General features: G+C 59.4%; 12 protein-coding genes. 1 reads left to right on the top strand and 11 read right to left on the bottom strand.

What is annotated here, in order from left to right:
• Nucleotides 1–26: 26 nt before the first annotated feature.
• A complete protein-coding gene (locus ACS1BR_RS04880) occupies nucleotides 27–803 on the bottom strand; it encodes a hypothetical protein (RefSeq protein ID WP_463560609.1) in 777 nt (258 codons plus the stop codon).
• 194 nt (nucleotides 804–997) lie between these two features.
• Between ACS1BR_RS04880 and wecC the strand changes: the two genes are divergently transcribed.
• Nucleotides 998–2,269, top strand: coding sequence for a UDP-N-acetyl-D-mannosamine dehydrogenase (wecC, locus tag ACS1BR_RS04875; RefSeq protein WP_463560607.1), 1,272 nt, complete (start codon nucleotides 998–1,000; stop codon nucleotides 2,267–2,269).
• A gap of 3 nt (nucleotides 2,270–2,272) precedes the next feature.
• On the opposite strand, the gene wecB is transcribed toward wecC, so the two are convergent.
• From wecB to ACS1BR_RS04825, 10 genes are all read right to left on the bottom strand, one after another.
• Nucleotides 2,273–3,370: a non-hydrolyzing UDP-N-acetylglucosamine 2-epimerase gene (gene wecB, locus ACS1BR_RS04870; RefSeq protein ID WP_463560605.1), complete on the bottom strand. Its 1,098-nt coding sequence runs from the start codon at nucleotides 3,368–3,370 to the stop codon at nucleotides 2,273–2,275.
• Between the two features lie 110 nt (nucleotides 3,371–3,480).
• On the bottom strand, nucleotides 3,481–4,350 hold the full coding sequence (locus tag ACS1BR_RS04865) for an ABC transporter ATP-binding protein (RefSeq protein ID WP_463560604.1): 870 nt from the start codon (nucleotides 4,348–4,350) through the stop codon (nucleotides 3,481–3,483).
• Entirely contained in the window at nucleotides 4,337–5,311 is a 975-nt protein-coding gene (locus ACS1BR_RS04860) for an ABC transporter permease (RefSeq protein ID WP_463560602.1), read from the bottom strand. Before ACS1BR_RS04860 ends, ACS1BR_RS04865 begins: the two co-directional genes overlap by 14 nt.
• Complete coding sequence (locus tag ACS1BR_RS04855) at nucleotides 5,304–7,100, bottom strand: glycosyltransferase family 4 protein (protein ID WP_463560600.1); 1,797 nt, start codon at nucleotides 7,098–7,100, stop codon at nucleotides 5,304–5,306. Before ACS1BR_RS04855 ends, ACS1BR_RS04860 begins: the two co-directional genes overlap by 8 nt.
• Nucleotides 7,097–8,455 (bottom strand): glycosyltransferase family 4 protein, encoded by a 1,359-nt coding sequence (locus ACS1BR_RS04850; protein ID WP_463560596.1) that lies wholly within the window; start codon nucleotides 8,453–8,455, stop codon nucleotides 7,097–7,099. The genes ACS1BR_RS04855 and ACS1BR_RS04850 overlap by 4 nt, the downstream gene beginning before the upstream one ends.
• A gap of 121 nt (nucleotides 8,456–8,576) precedes the next feature.
• Nucleotides 8,577–9,197, bottom strand: a complete 621-nt coding sequence (locus ACS1BR_RS04845) for a hypothetical protein (RefSeq protein WP_463560591.1) — start codon at nucleotides 9,195–9,197, stop codon at nucleotides 8,577–8,579.
• Nucleotides 9,198–9,311: 114 nt separating this feature from the next.
• Nucleotides 9,312–9,836, bottom strand: coding sequence for an asparaginase domain-containing protein (locus tag ACS1BR_RS04840; protein ID WP_463560589.1), 525 nt, complete (start codon nucleotides 9,834–9,836; stop codon nucleotides 9,312–9,314).
• A gap of 93 nt (nucleotides 9,837–9,929) precedes the next feature.
• Nucleotides 9,930–11,393: an anion permease gene (locus tag ACS1BR_RS04835; RefSeq protein WP_463560587.1), complete on the bottom strand. Its 1,464-nt coding sequence runs from the start codon at nucleotides 11,391–11,393 to the stop codon at nucleotides 9,930–9,932.
• Nucleotides 11,394–11,530: 137 nt separating this feature from the next.
• Complete coding sequence (locus ACS1BR_RS04830; RefSeq protein WP_463560584.1) at nucleotides 11,531–13,255, bottom strand: ABC transporter family substrate-binding protein; 1,725 nt, start codon at nucleotides 13,253–13,255, stop codon at nucleotides 11,531–11,533.
• 152 nt (nucleotides 13,256–13,407) lie between these two features.
• A complete protein-coding gene (locus ACS1BR_RS04825) occupies nucleotides 13,408–15,132 on the bottom strand; it encodes an ABC transporter family substrate-binding protein (RefSeq protein ID WP_463560581.1) in 1,725 nt (574 codons plus the stop codon).
• Nucleotides 15,133–15,163: the final 31 nt, after the last annotated feature.

Below are 15,163 nucleotides of genomic sequence, written 5' to 3'. Positions count from 1 at the left end.
GTGTTCCTGCTTTCTCTCGGCGGCTGTTACTGGTAAGAAAGGTGAGCTAAACCGTTGTGGGCGATGGCGAGATCCCGCTGAATGCCGTCGGTGAGCGCGGTGTTAAAGCTCATGAGACGGTCCGCGCGTTTCTGCGTGTAGGTGAGGACTCGCTGCGCCCAGGCGTATTCTCCCCGTTCAATGAGGCGGTTGCCCTGGATGGCGCGCAGTATGACGGCGGTAAATCTTGTGGTCCCCGGTTCGTTGATGAGGGCATCGGCGAGCTGGCCCAGCTCGTTGATCACCACATTACTGGTTTCCTGCCTGCTGCGGTAGAGCACACTGGCGATAGGGGAGAAAAACCAGCGGGCCCGCGCGAGTTCTTGGTCGGTGATGGCCGGAGGGGGTGTTTCGAGGCGGTCGGCCCCCAGGTAGGTGAGGAATTCGCGGACGATATAGAAGTCGAGTACATGGTTGTCTTTGTGCTCTTGATGGGATGCCTTCCGGTAGGCGCTGACCGCCCGTTCCACTTTGCCCTCAAAAATATCTGAGAGGCTTTCGAGGAGGAAGACGGGGGCTGTAGATAGTCCTCGGCCGGTGGTCAGGTTCAGGAGTTTTTCGCGGGCTCTGCGCGCGTATCCCCAGCGGCGGCCGCCCAGGTAGTCGAATATTTTTCGGGTGATTATTTCTTCGGGGGTGATTTTTATGGGTCGGGCGGGGGTGAGGAAGGAGTGCAGGGGGAGGGTGGAGGGTGCGTGGTGGTTGGTTTCTAAAATATCTGTCATGAGCTCTAGGGTGTTGTCCCCACCGGTTTTTTGAGCCATAGTTCTTCTCGTTCACGCCCTTGAATTTGTAACCTACGTTTGGTCTTCAACACTCTAGCAAGCGATGAAAGATAATGGGTTCCGCGTCTGTAAGTCTAGCCTAAGATTACGGTCGGTGTGATAGTCCTGCTGTACGATGGGGCCTGAGTCCGTGTTTATAGTTGTTCCTAGTCAACCGTCGAAAAGAGGGTATCGTGTCTGTTTCTTCCCCCACCCTGACGCTGGTAGGTCTGGGATATATTGGGTTGCCCACCGCCCTGGTGATGGCCAATCACGGGATACGGGTGAGGGGCTTTGATACCGATGCCGCGGCCGTTGAGAGGATTAGCCGGGGTGAGGTGACCATTGTGGAGCCCGGGCTTCAGGACGAGCTGGAGGCCGCCCTAGCCAGCGGTTATTTTAGGGCGAGTACGAGCATCTTTGCCTCGGACACCTATGTGATTGCTGTGCCCACCCCTTTCACCGACAGCCACCAGGCTGATCTTTCGTTTGTTATGGCGGCAGCCGAGAGTATTGCCGGGCAGCTGACCGGCGGTGAACTTATTATTCTCGAGTCCACGTCCCCGCCCACGACCACCCGCAAGTTGGCGGACGCTATCCTTGAGCTGCGCCCCGATCTGGTCGCCGACGGCAGCGAGAACCCGCACGGGAAACCTGTGGTCTACTTCGCCTACTGTCCCGAGCGCATCCTGCCCGGTCGTTCACTCCAGGAGTTGACCACCAACTCGCGCATTATCGGCGGGCAGACACCGCGCGCCGCCGAACTCGCCCGCGATGTTTACCGCACTTTCTGCACCGGTGAGCTGGCGGTAACCGACGATGTCACCGCGGAGCTGGTCAAGCTCACCGAGAATTCCTACCGCGATGTCAATATTGCCTTTGCCAACGAGCTGTCGATGGTTGCCGACGGCCTCGGGGTTGACGTGTGGGAGCTCATTAGCCTAGCCAACAAGCATCCGCGGGTGAATATTCTGCAGCCCGGCCCCGGGGTGGGCGGACACTGTATCGCCGTTGACCCCTGGTTTATTGTCTCCGCGGACCCGCACAACTCACACCTGGTGCGCACCGCCCGGCAGGTCAATGACTCCAAACCCGGCTGGGTGGTTGATCGGGTGGAGGCGGCCCTCGGTGACCGCCGGGCACCGGTGATCGCCGTGCTCGGTCTGGCCTTCAAAGCCGATATCGACGACCTCCGCGGATCCCCGGCTGTGGCGATCACCCGCACCCTGGCAGAGAGGTTCCCGCAGGCCACTCTTCTCGCGGTTGAACCCCACATCACCGCCCTACCCGACGCCCTCGGGGGGTTGACCAACCTTGAACTCGCCGGCTTTGAGGAGGCCCTACAGCGCGCAGACCTTGTCGTTTTACTGGTCGATCACCGCGAATTCACCGCACCAACCGCAGCCGAACTCACCCAGAAACTAGCCGGCACACAGGTGATCGACACCAGAGGTGTCTGGCGCTAACCCCTAGACCAAAAGGTCCCGGAGAGCCCGCACAATTTTTTCCGCAGCGTCCCCGCTACCGTAGGGGTTTTTCTTCTGCGCCATCTTAGCGTGCTTGTCGGGGTTATCTAAAAGCGCGCTAGCCTGCCTCACAATGCGCGTTTTCTTGGTGCCGATGAGTTTAAGGGTGCCCGCCTTCACCCCCTCCTGCCGCTCGGTGCTCTTGCGCATCACCAGCACCGGTATGCCCAAACTCGGAGCCTCCTCCTGAATCCCCCCGGAATCGGTAAGTACCAGGTAGGTGTGCCGCATCAGCCGCGCAAAATCACCGTAGGCAATCGGGGTGCTCACCACAATATTGCCGCGCAAAAGGTGGGGGCGGATAGTCTCTTGAACAGCGGGATTCGGGTGCAGCGGCACCACGAAATAGGTGTCCGGGTAGCGGTCAGCCAACTCCGCCACAGCCCTACCGATACGCTGGATACCCTGCCCCAGATTCTCCCGCCGGTGGGTGGTCACCAGCACAATCCGCCTACCGCTGTTCACCACCTGCTCAAACCGCTCATCGCTAAAACCCACCGGTGAATCCAGCGCCTCTAAAAGCGCATCAATCACCGTATTACCGGTCACCACAATGGTCTCCGCCCGGTGGCCCTCACGCAAAAGATTCTTCCGGGTACGCTCCGTGGGGGCAAGGTGCAGGGAGGCAATCTGCGAAATAATCCGACGGTTAGCCTCCTCAGGAAACGGCGAACCTATATCACCGGACCTCAAACCCGCCTCAACATGCACCACGGGAATCTTCCGGTTAAAAGCGGCAAGAGCCGCCCCCACGGCGCTCGACGTATCCCCCTGAACCAGCACAGCATCCGGGCGAAAACGCTCATAGACACCGTCGATCCCGGCGATCACCCTAGCCAAAAGCCCGTTGAGACCCTGCCGCTCAGCCATCACGTTGAGATCGTAGCGGGGGCGGATACCAAAAACCCTGTTCACCTGGGCGAGCATCTGCCGGTGCTGGCCGGTCACCACCGGAATTGATTCAAAAACATCGGACCTCTCCAGCGCGCTCACAACCGGCGCCACCTTAATGGCTTCGGGGCGCGTACCATAGACGGTCATCACCTTTATTTTTTGAGTGGCCACACGAATCAGGCTCCATCACACGACATCGGCGAATTCAAACAGTACAAATACATCGAGCATCGGCTCGAGGGGTGGGAAGAGGACCCCTAATCGGTATTCTTCACATATCCGGCTCTCCCCTCCCGACGGGCATCGTCCAGCAGCTTAGCCGCCTTCCCCTCCTTACCCTGCGCCAGATTGTGGGCAAACCAGCGGTACTTGCGCGCAACCTCACGGGCGTCACCGTCCATGACAAACTCCCCGGCATCAATCCACAGGGCACGGGTGCACATATTCTCAATAGTCTGTGCCGCGTGGCTCACCAGAAAAACGGTTCCCGCCCTGTCCAGCAGATCATCCATCGCGTTCTTGTAGCGCTCCGAAGACGCCGCATCACCGGTAGCCAGGGCCTCATCAATCAGCATAATGCGGGGCCGGTTAGCCAGCATAATGGAAAAACTCAGCCGGGAGCTCATCCCCGACGAATAGGTTTTCATGGGCCGCTCCAGGGCCTCCTCCAACCCGGCCAGCTCAATGATGCGCTCGCGGGCTAGCTCGATCTCACTCTTTTTCAGCCCCATCGCCAGGCACCCCAGCTCGATATTCTCGTAGCCGGTCAGCTGGGGGTTCAGGGCCGCAGAGACACCGATGAGGGCCGGTTTTGAGCTGGCAAAAATTTGTCCCGCGGTGGGTGCCTCCAGCCCGGCTATCATGCGCAGCAGGGAACTTTTGCCGGCACCGTTGCGCCCCACCAAGCCAATAAATTCGCCCTCGCCGGCGACGAAAGTGAGGGGCTTGACCGCGTGCACCGTCCGGTACCGGGCAGGTTTAAAGAGACCGCGCGATACCGGCACCCGGTAGTCAAGGGAAACCCTGTTGACAACCAGGTTGGGCAGGGGGTGTGCACCGTATATGTCGGCGGGCCCGTTCCCCCAGGGGATATCGATGGGTTGCCGTTCGCTCTCAGTTAAGTTCACGGTTGTAAACCTCCTCCGCACTCCAGAAAACAAAGAAGCCCACCACCAGCACACCGCAGGACCACCCCGCTGCCGCCAGCCACTGCCCCGCGGCCCCCGCCATGCCGTCAATGAGAATCACCCGGAAAAGGTTCAAGAAAATATAGATGGGGTTCATTGTCACTATCTGGGTGATCAGCGGGTGGTTAATAAACTGCTCAATGGGGAAAAGCACCGCTGAACCGTACATGAGGAAGCGGGTGAGCACACCCAGAAACTGGTGGAGGTCGGGAAAGACGTAGCCGATACGGGCAATCAGCAGCGTCACGCCAAGGTTAAAGATAAAGCACAGGCCAAAGAGCGGAACCAACAGTACCCAGGAGAAAGCGGGGTAGGCGTGGGGAGGTATCAGCACTATCCCCACCAGGATAACCGCCACCACCGGCACCTGGTTCATGGCCGAGCGCAGCGCAAATGACAGCGGGATACTCAGCCGGGGGAAAGAGAAGGCTCTCATCATGGCCCGCCCCGACTTCATCACCGAACTGCTACCGGTTATTGCCGCCGCAAAGTACTGAAACATCAGCACACCAATAATGATGTAGGCGGTGTAGTTCTCCATGCCCCGCGAAGTTTTCAGGAGCAGGGCAAAGAGGACCCAGTAGAAGACAGCGTCGGTGGTCGGTTTCAGCACCAGCCACCACACACCCAGCCTGTGCTGGGCGTTTTGGGTGCGGGCCCTGGTCTGCGCCTCCTTCCAGATATACCCGCGCCTATCCCAGGTTTCCCGTAGATAGGTGAGGGGTGAGGAACGCACCCCCACCGGCTTCAGCTGCCCCGATTCGATCGGGACCCTGTAGCGGCGCAGGCTCGGGTCAAGCGGGTAGCGGACCGTATAAAGCTGGGGCCCGTGCCTTGGCTGCCGGCCGCTCCGCCCCGCCCGCGATACATTTTGCGGATTTTTATGCAGGTGTCTAGCCACCGAAGCCCTCCTTCACCACACGAGAATAAAGATCTTCCAGGAGGGCAGCGTTGCCCGCCCAGGTTCTTGTACGCGCAAACTGCCGCCCCGCCGCCGCATAGGCGGCAGCTTCTGCCTCACTGCCCATCACCTCAAGAATCGCCGCGGCAAAACTCTGCGGGCTCTGAGCTGTACACAGTTTACCGGTCGGGGCGCTCACGCCGTTATTGACGAGTTCGGCCAGCGGGGGAATATCGGACATCACCGTTGCACGCCCCAGAGCCATCGCCTCGATCGGTTTGAGCGGCGTCACCGACCTGCACACGCGGTCGTTGCGGCGCGGAACCACAAAAAGGTTAAGCGCCTGGTGGGCCAGCGCGGCTTTTTCCCGGGGAATTTTCCCCAGAAAAACGGTGAAGTCTCCCCCGGCGGTATCCGCTGCCAGCTCGGCGGCAAGGCGTTGAAGGCCGGTGCGGGCAGCACCGTCACCGGCTAAAAGCACCCGCACATCGTGGCCGGCACGGCGCAGTTCCGCTACCGCCAGCAGCAGGGTGTCAAACCCCTCGTAGTCGACCAGTGAACTGACCGACCCCACCCAGAACCCGCCCATGTCGAGACCCAGACGTTTTCGTGCCTGCACCGGGGTGAGATCCTCCCGGAGAAGGCCGCTATCGACCGCGTTGGGGATCACCGTGATTTTGTGGGCGGGAATCCCGCGAGAGACAAAAATACTTTTCATGGTCTCGCTCAGCGTGATGACGTGGTCAGCCCGCAGCATCATAGTGGTTTCCCGCTGTCGCATAAGGCGGAATCGCTGGCTTGTTTCTGCCTCCGCTGCCGCTGCGGCGGTTTTCTTGGAGCTCACCCAGGTCTCTTCCATAACCCCGCGAGCCTCGTAGATCCAGGGCACCCCCAATTTTTGGGCGACCGCCTCAGCCACCAGTGCGTTGGGATAGTTGGTGGTGGTGTGTATCAGTTGCGGCGGGTGCACAGCGGCCTCCGCCAGCAGGATTTTTGCCCACTGGGTGAGCCGCTGCGGGTGGGTTGGTGCCGGGACGAGCGGTAGAGCCCGCCGATAGGGGATACCGTCCACCTCCACCGTATCGGCAGCTGTCAGTCTGCCGATGGTCACCGGGTAGCCGATACGGGTTACTCCCCGCACTTTCACCCCCCTCTCGCGGAGGGCGCCCAGTAGCCGCTGGCTGCGCAGGGTGTATCCCGACTGGGTGTCGGGCAGCGAGTTGGTGAGTAGGTGCAGCACGCTGGGTTTTGCGGTACCGGCTGAGACGGCTGCCGCCTGCCCAGGTACCGGTAGAGGTGTGCCGGTACCGGGCAACAACACCCTATATGTATCTTCAAGCATATTTATTTCTCCGCGCAGGCGGCGGGCATACGACCGGGCACCGGCCACCTCAGCCAGCTCAACGGCGGCAGAAACAGCACCGGAATCCCAGGCGGCCCGGGCCCTGGTGATAGCGGGTAGGGACTCGCTACGCCAGTCAACCAGGCCGTAGCCTATCGCCACCTCAGCAGCGATGCGGCGCTGCAACCCCCGCCCCGGTCTGCGCAAAAGTTCCTGCGCGGGTTCATACAGTTCCTTCTGCCCCCGCATCTGGTGGCCCAGGGCACGGAGGCCGGCGCCGGGTAGACGTATCAGCAGCTGTGCCAGCCTCCCGGAGACGGTATCGGGAAGTCTCCTGCTCACCTGAAGAGCAAAGAGCACCGGGTCGTCAACCAGGTTTCGCCCCACCACCTGTGCAACTATCACTGCGTTGCGCCCCAGGCCGCGCACCCGCTCTACGCTATTCACCTCGCCACCCCCAGGGCTCGCCCCGCGGTACCCCGCCCCTCACCGGCTATCCGATCTATCAGGCGCAGGTACCTATCCGACATCAGCCCATAGCTATAGCTCGTTCGCAGCAGTTGTACCCCCGACGATCCCACGCACAGGAGCCGGGGGTTTTCGGCCAGCCGCTGGAGTTCGTCGGCGAGTCCCCGCGCATCTTCTGCGGCGAGCACGGTACCCACCCCCGAAGCCCTCACAATATCGGCCGCATCCCCCTCAACCAGGGCGATCACGCGGCGGCGGATAGCCAGCAGCTCAAAAATTTTGGAGGGGACCGTCCAGTGAAAGGGTCCGTTATCTTTGAGAGAAACCAGCGCGACGTCGGCCCACCGGTAGGTTGCCGGTAGCGCACCCCGGCTAACCGGTGGCAGAAAATCGAGGGGAAGATTCTTATCCGCTGCCGCCGCTTTCAGCTGAGACAGCTGCGCCCCGCTACCCACGATCCGTGCCCGGATGTTGAGGTGCGGCGCGCGAGTTCTCACAATCTCCAGGGCCCTCAGAAGAACCGTAAGGCTCTGGCTTCTACCCACCGTACCCAGATACTGCACCCGCAGCTCCGCGTCTGCGCGGTCACGGTGAAGGTCCGGGGTGAGCGGCACAAGTTCGTCGAATTCCCCGGCGTCTGCACCATTGGGAATGGCGGTCACCGTGCCCACCCCGCGCGTGCGCAGAAGCTGGGCGAACTGCTCGGTGGTGGTCACCACCGCGTCCGCCGAACGCTGTGCGGCGGTAACTGCCCTGTAAAGCATGTTTTTGGCTAACTGCCCGACGGAGCGTGACCCGCGCCGGGGCTCGGGGGTCCCGGTCACGATATCGGGCCAGGCGTCACGCATTTCCGCGATGTGGGGAATACCCAGAAGTTTTGCCAGGGTGCAGCCGGCGAACAGGCTGGGCAGGCCGGGGATCGTGCTGATAACCAGGCTATATCCGCAGCCGGTGAGCTGCCGGATAAGGCCGTCCACCGCCGCATAGGTCGCCGTGCAACCGGCGGTAACCAGCTGGTCAAGCGTGCGGCTGTAGGAAGAAAAACCGTGCAAAATATAGGGCATACGCACCAGGGTTTCGCCGTGTCTGCCGGTCTCCCTCCGCAGGGCACGATTTTTGCTCCCGCGCTGGGACCGGGTTGAGACCCTGTCCGGGTAGTGTGGCGGTGGACAGAAGACGGTGACCCTGTGCCCGGCCTCCTGCCAGCGCTCGATCAGAGCAGACCAACGCCTCTGCGGTGCGCCGATCTCTGGCTCGTAGTGGTGTGTAATGAGGAGTATGTGCATGAGGCAGGACTGTTCGGCGGTGCCTGCGAGGTTTTTGCCCTCTGACAAGCACCAATAGGAGGTTTGACTTTTACAGCCTACCCTAAAGAAGACAGCTTGTCCCCCTTTCAAGGGGCAGTGCGGCTCTGCCGACCACCGGCCCCTAACCCGGGGCCTGCTCCTCCGGATCTTATCGGTACTGGGCGGATTGAACCCGCCATTGGCGGTAGGTTTTCATGGATTTGTAATAGTCATTCGACGGTGCCAGCCAGAGTAGAACGATACCCGCTACAGCCAGCAGAGCCGAGATAACGCCCAGCAAGGCCACGAGAGTGGGGAGGGTAAATCTGCTGAGGTCCGCGGTTAAAACCTGCAAAAGATCAAAAATGGAGAGGCCAAAAATAACAGTCACAACGATCCTGGCCCAGTTGGCCCCCCGCCGGGCAAAGATCGCAAAGATGACGTAGGCTGTACAGAAAATAAATTCAAAAATGAGGCCGAGGGTAGCGAGCAAACTAAAGTATTCATGGTTGGGTAGGGAGGAGTAGTTTACTCCGAATCTACCCTCCCTCAAGACGCTTACCATCTGTAGGGGGAAAAGCGCGGTGAGAAGAGCGCTGGTGAGGCTGAGGGCAACTATCGCATACATGATGTAGATGGCCGCCCTGGTCTGTACCGGTACAGCCGGTTTCTCCACGGGGGCGGTGGGGCTGTTATAGCCCATGTACTGGGCGTAGGACGGCGGTTGCGGCTGGCCACCGTTACTATGGCCAGCGTATTCCTGCGGGCGGTAGCTGTTGTTTTCGGTCATTGTTCTCCTCCCTGAGGGTCCTCACGCGGGGCAGCCGTTCACGTGCGGGCTGCCGGTGTGCGCGGCCCGGTGATCGGAAGCGACTAGCGACTATCGGTGTAGCTCTCCCCCATCTTATCGAAGCTTGCTGTCCCCGTCGGCCGCTGTGAAAATTCCCCTCGCCCGGTCTTTGCGCACCGACTCCGCGTTAAAAATTTTCCCGCTCATGGATATATAGATACCCGGCCCCAGGAGGTTGAGTGCCGCAACCGCTGCACCCACGTTAAAGTCTGCGTCTGTATCGCGCATGGCCGCCGGCTGGATTGCCCCGCAGAGCACCACTGTTTTTCCGGTGTGGTTGGCGTGGCGGTGCAGGTAGCGGGCGGTTTCGGCCATGGTATCGGTGCCGTGGGTGATGAGCACCCGGCTGCTCTCTACTTTTTCGAGGGCCGCGGCAAGCACCGACCGGTCCGTGTCGGTCATATCGAGTGAGTCAAGTTTGAGTACCGGTTCAATCTCAAAGGTGAGGTCAGTGATTACCCGCGCTAGGATCCGACCAATGTGCGGCTCACCGATCACCATCTCGGAGTCAAAATTATATTCTTTGTCGATGGTCCCCCCGGTGGTGAGCACGGTAATTTTTTTGCTGGTACAGCTCATCTATTCTCCTTACAGGCTGACGGGGACCCGGACCCCACGGGCGACACCACGTCTCAGCGGCACCCCCATCTCTCCCGGTTGGTTGCCCCGCGCTTAAAAGTAGCCCAGGACCATCCACCAGATTCCACCGACCACACCCCAGACGGTGAGGTTGGCGAGCGAGGCAATAAAACCGATCCTAAACCACTCCGTTGTCTTCACGTAACCCGAACCGTAGATTACCCCGGCCGGGCCCGATGCGTAGTGGGTAAGACCGCCCATGAGGTTTCCGGCAAAACCGAAGGCGAGTGCGGCGAGCAGCGGCGGGGCACCTGCCGCGATAGTGGTGCCCAGAAAGACCGAGTACATGGCCACGATCTGCGCGGTGTTTGAGGCGAAGAGATAGTGAACGTAGAAGTAGACCAGCAGGAGGGCGATGAGAGCGACGGGCCAGGAGAGACCTCCCACGGTTCTTGCCGCCGAGTCGCCGATCCAGCCGATCACCCCCAGCTCGTTGAGGTGGTTTGCCATGCCCACCAGCACCGAGAAGAAGATGAGGGTGGACCATGCACCCGAGTTGGCCGCCATGTCTTTCCAGGTAATAACGCCGGTACAGAGCAGGATAGCGATACCCAAAAAGGCCGCCGCGGTGGCGGAGACTCCGAGTAATTCGCTGCATATCCAGAGGATGAGCAGCAGCACAAAAGTACCGAGCATGATCCACTCTTTACCGCTCATAGGGCCCATCGCGGAGAGCTCCGTGCTTGCCTGCTCGGGTGCTTGCGGGGTTTTCTTGAGCGTGGGCGGGTAGATTTTGCTCATGGCCCAGGGCATAAAAGTTAGGGCGGCAAGGCCGGGCACGATAGCTGCCAGAGCCCAGGTGCCCCAGCTGATGTCAACTCCCCTGTCTCGGGCAAACCCAACCGCTATGGGGTTGCCCGCCATGGCGGTAATAAACATGGCCGAGGTGATGGTGTTGACCTGCACCGCGGTCAGGGAGAGGTAGGAGCCCAGGCGGCGGCGTGATTCGTCTGAGACGGGCTCGGAGTTGTTGAGGTTGGCCAGCGATTTAATAATCGGGTACACCACGCCGCCGGCGCGGGCCGTGTTTGAGGGGGTTGCCGGGGATAGGATGAGGTCGGTGATTGTCATGCCGTAGGAGAGCCCCAGCGATGACTTGCCCAGGATACGCACAAAGATGAGCGCAATCCGCTTGCCCAGGCCGGTGATGAGAAAACCGTCGGCGATGAAGAAGGCCGCAACGATCAGCCAAATGGTTGCATCCCCAAAGCCCTGTAGCGCCTCTTGTTTGGCGGTCATGGTGCCGGTAATCATGGCAACCGCTAAACCGATGATGGCTACCGCCGCCGTGGGGAGCGGCTGAAGAATGAGACCTAGGATAGTGCCCACGAAAATTGCGGTCATGTGCATACCGCGTGGGTCAACCCCCTCCGGTGCGGGCAGAAAATAAATGGCGAGGGTTACAAGCACGATGGCGGCAACCTTAATGGCTGTGCCCGTGTTAAACGTGTGCGGAGCCTGCTCCGCCTGTTCTTGTGGAGCTTTGGTCTGGCTCATGGTGTGCCTTCTTCACGAAGTGTGTGCGATACTTCTCCCATTATGTCACCAAACACCCGCTCCTTCGTCGAGGCCCTAGCGAATGTCCGAGTTCCTAGGAAATAACCCAGGAACTCGGACGCAAGGTAGGGTCTCGGTTACTGGGCCACCCAACCGATCCTTGACCACATGTGCGGGTTATTCCTGGGGCTCCCGAAGAGGGCCGCCCCGTAGTTGGCCAGGTTGGTTTTGGTCGCGTAGATTTCTGGGCCGTTGAATACTGTTCCCATCATGGCGAACTCTTCCATGTGTTTGCGCTCGACCTCGTTGCACATTCTGCTGCGCTCTGTGTCGTCTTCTACCCCGCCAAGTTCTCGGATCATGGCGTCGATTTCTTCTGAGCCGTGGCCCTGGTTGTTTTCTGAGTGGTAGTACTGTTTTACGGGAACTGTTGCGTCGGAGCCGACCGTGTACCCGGTGAAGGTCATATCAAATTCCTTGTTTCCCAGCACGGTACCGAAGTTGGCGTGGGGCTGGCTGTCAATGGTGCACTCGATACCGGCGGTCTTCATCTGCTGTACCAGGGTCTGGGCCATGGCAGCGGTTCCCGGGTCATCGCCAAAGGTGGTGATAGAGAACTTGGCGTTTGCACCGTCTTTCTGATAGTAGTCACCCGACCTTGTGTAGCCGGCTTCCTCAAGAATTGTGCCGGCATCCCAGCCCTCGGTAGCCTCCGAAAAATTATCTGCATAGTGTTCGGAGAAGGGCAAGAGTGTCATGGAACCAGACAGTTCTTCGGTCCAGTTGAGGCCGTTAAAATTGATGTCGGCCAGGGCTTGCCGGTCGATTGCGGCAAAGATCGCCTTCCGCAGTTCCAGGGGTAGACGCAGCGAGGACATGTTCATACCGCCGGCAAAAAGTCTCTGCCCGCGCCGAAACTCGGTACCGGTTACCCCCTCCGCGTCTCTATAGGCTGCCAGGGTATTGGTTTGCACCGCATCGATCTCACCGTTTTTAAAGGCCGCCCGGGCGGCAGAGGACTCCATCTGGCGGAAGATAATGCGATCGAGTACGGGCTTTTCGCCCCACCAGTTCTCGTTGACGGTCAGCGTGGCTACCTTTTCGCTGGAGTTCCAGCTCTCAAGCTTAAAGGGGCCGGCCTGCCACTCGCTATGGAAATTATCAACAAAGCCATTGTTAAAGACCTCGGGGCTGTTCATGGCGGGGTGGACAACACCGGCCCCAAAGATGTCCGCAATCGGGTAATAGGGTTGACTCATGGTCACCCGCACGCTAAAGGAGTCCCCCTCCTCTTCCAAGGACTCGATGTAGGCGTGGGGTCCGGAGTCAACGATGTTAAACCCGTTTTCTATCCCGTCGCGGAGGATCTCTGTGGTGGCCCGCAGGGACTCAATATCGATCGGTGTCCCGTCGTTAAAACGTGCCTGTGAGTTGAGCTTGATATGCAATATTTGGGTGCCGTCGACGGTTTCGGATTCAAAGGATTCGCAGAAATCGGGGTTCGGTGTCCAGTTGCCCTCGTAGTCGCTCTGCCATAGACCGGTCACAGAAATCGGTGACAGGGCGGAGACCGCGACAGCGTTGTAGTAGCTATTCCCGTTTTGGGAGTTATTGTTGAAGTCCGGCCCCAGCTGATTCAGGGGAAGGGTGAGTGTTCCCCCTTGCTGTAATTCAGAGACCTCTCTGGGGTTAACGCTGATGAGCTGGGCAATGTCTTCACCCACGCCCAGAGCCGAAGCCGACTCGGCGTTGGAGGCACCGCCTCCCCCGCCACTGCCGCAGGCGGTGAGCATCCCGCCTGCTCCGATCAGGGCCGACCCCACCAGCAGGGTCCTTCTGTTGAATACTGTCTCTTTTACCACGGTGTTACTCCTAAATAAAATATGGTTCTCATCAATGTGCACATTTTTTAGTCACTGTTTTTGGGTAAACAGCTACCCTTTCCGGTGCTGACAAACCAGCCTGTCTCCACCGGAAAGGGCCTCAAACTCATCAGTTTAAATTTTTATCTATCTCATGACGCCACCCAACCGATCCTTGACCACATGTGCGGGTTAAAAGTGGGGGTCCCAAAGAGGGCGGGGCCGTAGTTGGCAAGATTCTCCTTGACCACCGTCATTACGGGTCCATTATTGTAGGGGGCCATCATGGCGAACTCTTCCATGTGCTTGCGCTCGATCTCGTTGCACAGTCTCTGGCGCTCTTCCTTATCCTCGATCTGGAAGAGTTCATCGATCATGGCGTCGATCTCTTCGGAGCCCGTGCCGTTATTGCTATCCGAGTGGTAGAAGGGCCCTGCGGCAGCGGTGGCATCATCACTGATCACGCTATAGCCGGAAAAGGCCAGGTCATATTCCTTGTTTCCCACCACGGTGCCAAAATTAGCGGTAGGCTGGCTATCAATGGTGCACTCGATACCGGCGTCCTTCATCTGCTGCACCAGGGTCTGGGCCATGGCAGCGGAAACGGGATCATCACCGAAAGTGGTGACGGCGAACTTGGCGTTTGCACCGTCTTTCTGATAATAGTCACCCGACCTTGTGTAGCCGGCTTCCTCAAGAATTGTGCCGGCATCCCAGCCCTCGGTGGCCTCGCTAAAATTATCGCGGTAGTAGTCAGAAAAAGGCATGAGCATCATGGACCCGGGCATGGTCTCAGTCCAGTTCAGCCCGTTGAACATAATTCCCGCCATGGCTTGCCGGTCGATTGCGGCAAAGATCGCCTTCCGCAGTTCCAGGGGTAGACGCAGCGAGGACATGTTAATACCTCCGGCATAGAGGTTTTGTCCCCGGCGAAGCACAGAACCGGCCGTGCCCTCAAGCTCTCTGTAAGCGGTAAGGGTGCTTGCATCCGCAGCGTCCACCTCACCGTTTTTAAAAGCCGCCCGGGTTGCTGAAGAGTCCATCTGGCGAAAAACAACGCGATCAAGCACGGGCTTTTCGCCCCACCAGTTCTCGTTGGCGACCAATGTGGCCACCTTCTCGCTGGAGTTCCAGCTCTCAAGCTTAAAGGGGCCGGCCTGCCACTCGCTATGGAAATTATCAACAAAGCCATCGTTAAAGACCTCGGGGTCATTCACCGCCGGGTGGTAGACGGAAGCCCCAAAAATATCGGAAAGCGGATAGTAGGGCCGACTCATGGTCACCCGCACACTAAAGGAGTCCCCCTCCTCTTCCAGGGACTCGATGAAGGCGTGGGGGCCCGGGTCAACAATATTGAATCCCCTGTCCCGGCCATCGCGGAGGATCTCTGTGGTGGCCCGCAGGGCCTCAATATCGATCGGTGTTCCGTCATTGTACTTCGCATTGGGGTTGAGCCTAATGTGTAGCACCTGCACCCCGTCAACCAGCTCAGCCTCAAAAGATTCGCAGAAATCGGGGTTTACGGTGTATTCGCCCTCGTAGTCGCTCTGCCACAGGCCCACCACACTAATGGGTGAGAGCGGCGCTATCACAGCAAGATTGCCGATGGTAAAGCCGTTCTGTGTACCGACGTTGAAGTCGGGGCCCATCTGGTTTGCGGGCAGGTTGAGTTCACCACCCTGCTGAAGCTCAGACACATCCTTGGGGTTAATATCGATGAGCTGGGAAATATCATCGCCGACCCCCAGGGCCGAAGCCGACTCGGCGCTTGAGCTACCACCATTACCTCCGCCGCAGGCGGTGAGAAGAGCCAGTCCCCCCAGAGCCGATGACCCCACTAGCAGGGCACGGCGGTTAAAAACGTATTCTTTTGCCACGGTTATCTCTCCTGATACATAGTTGTTGTCA

It is taken from the genome of Rothia sp. 18CD1-1, from assembly GCF_055285355.1.
The sequence above is the reverse complement of the archived record's forward strand: the minus strand, read 5'-3'. Positions and strand labels throughout refer to the sequence as shown.

Coding starts and splice junctions, on each gene's coding strand:
- ACS1BR_RS04880 (WP_463560609.1), bottom strand. CDS start 803: ATGGCTCAAAAAACCGGTGGGGACAACACCCTAGAGCTCATGACAGAT.
- wecB (WP_463560605.1), bottom strand. CDS start 3,370: ATGACCGTCTATGGTACGCGCCCCGAAGCCATTAAGGTGGCGCCGGTT.
- ACS1BR_RS04845 (WP_463560591.1), bottom strand. CDS start 9,197: ATGACCGAAAACAACAGCTACCGCCCGCAGGAATACGCTGGCCATAGT.
- ACS1BR_RS04840 (WP_463560589.1), bottom strand. CDS start 9,836: ATGAGCTGTACCAGCAAAAAAATTACCGTGCTCACCACCGGGGGGACC.
- ACS1BR_RS04835 (WP_463560587.1), bottom strand. CDS start 11,393: ATGAGCCAGACCAAAGCTCCACAAGAACAGGCGGAGCAGGCTCCGCAC.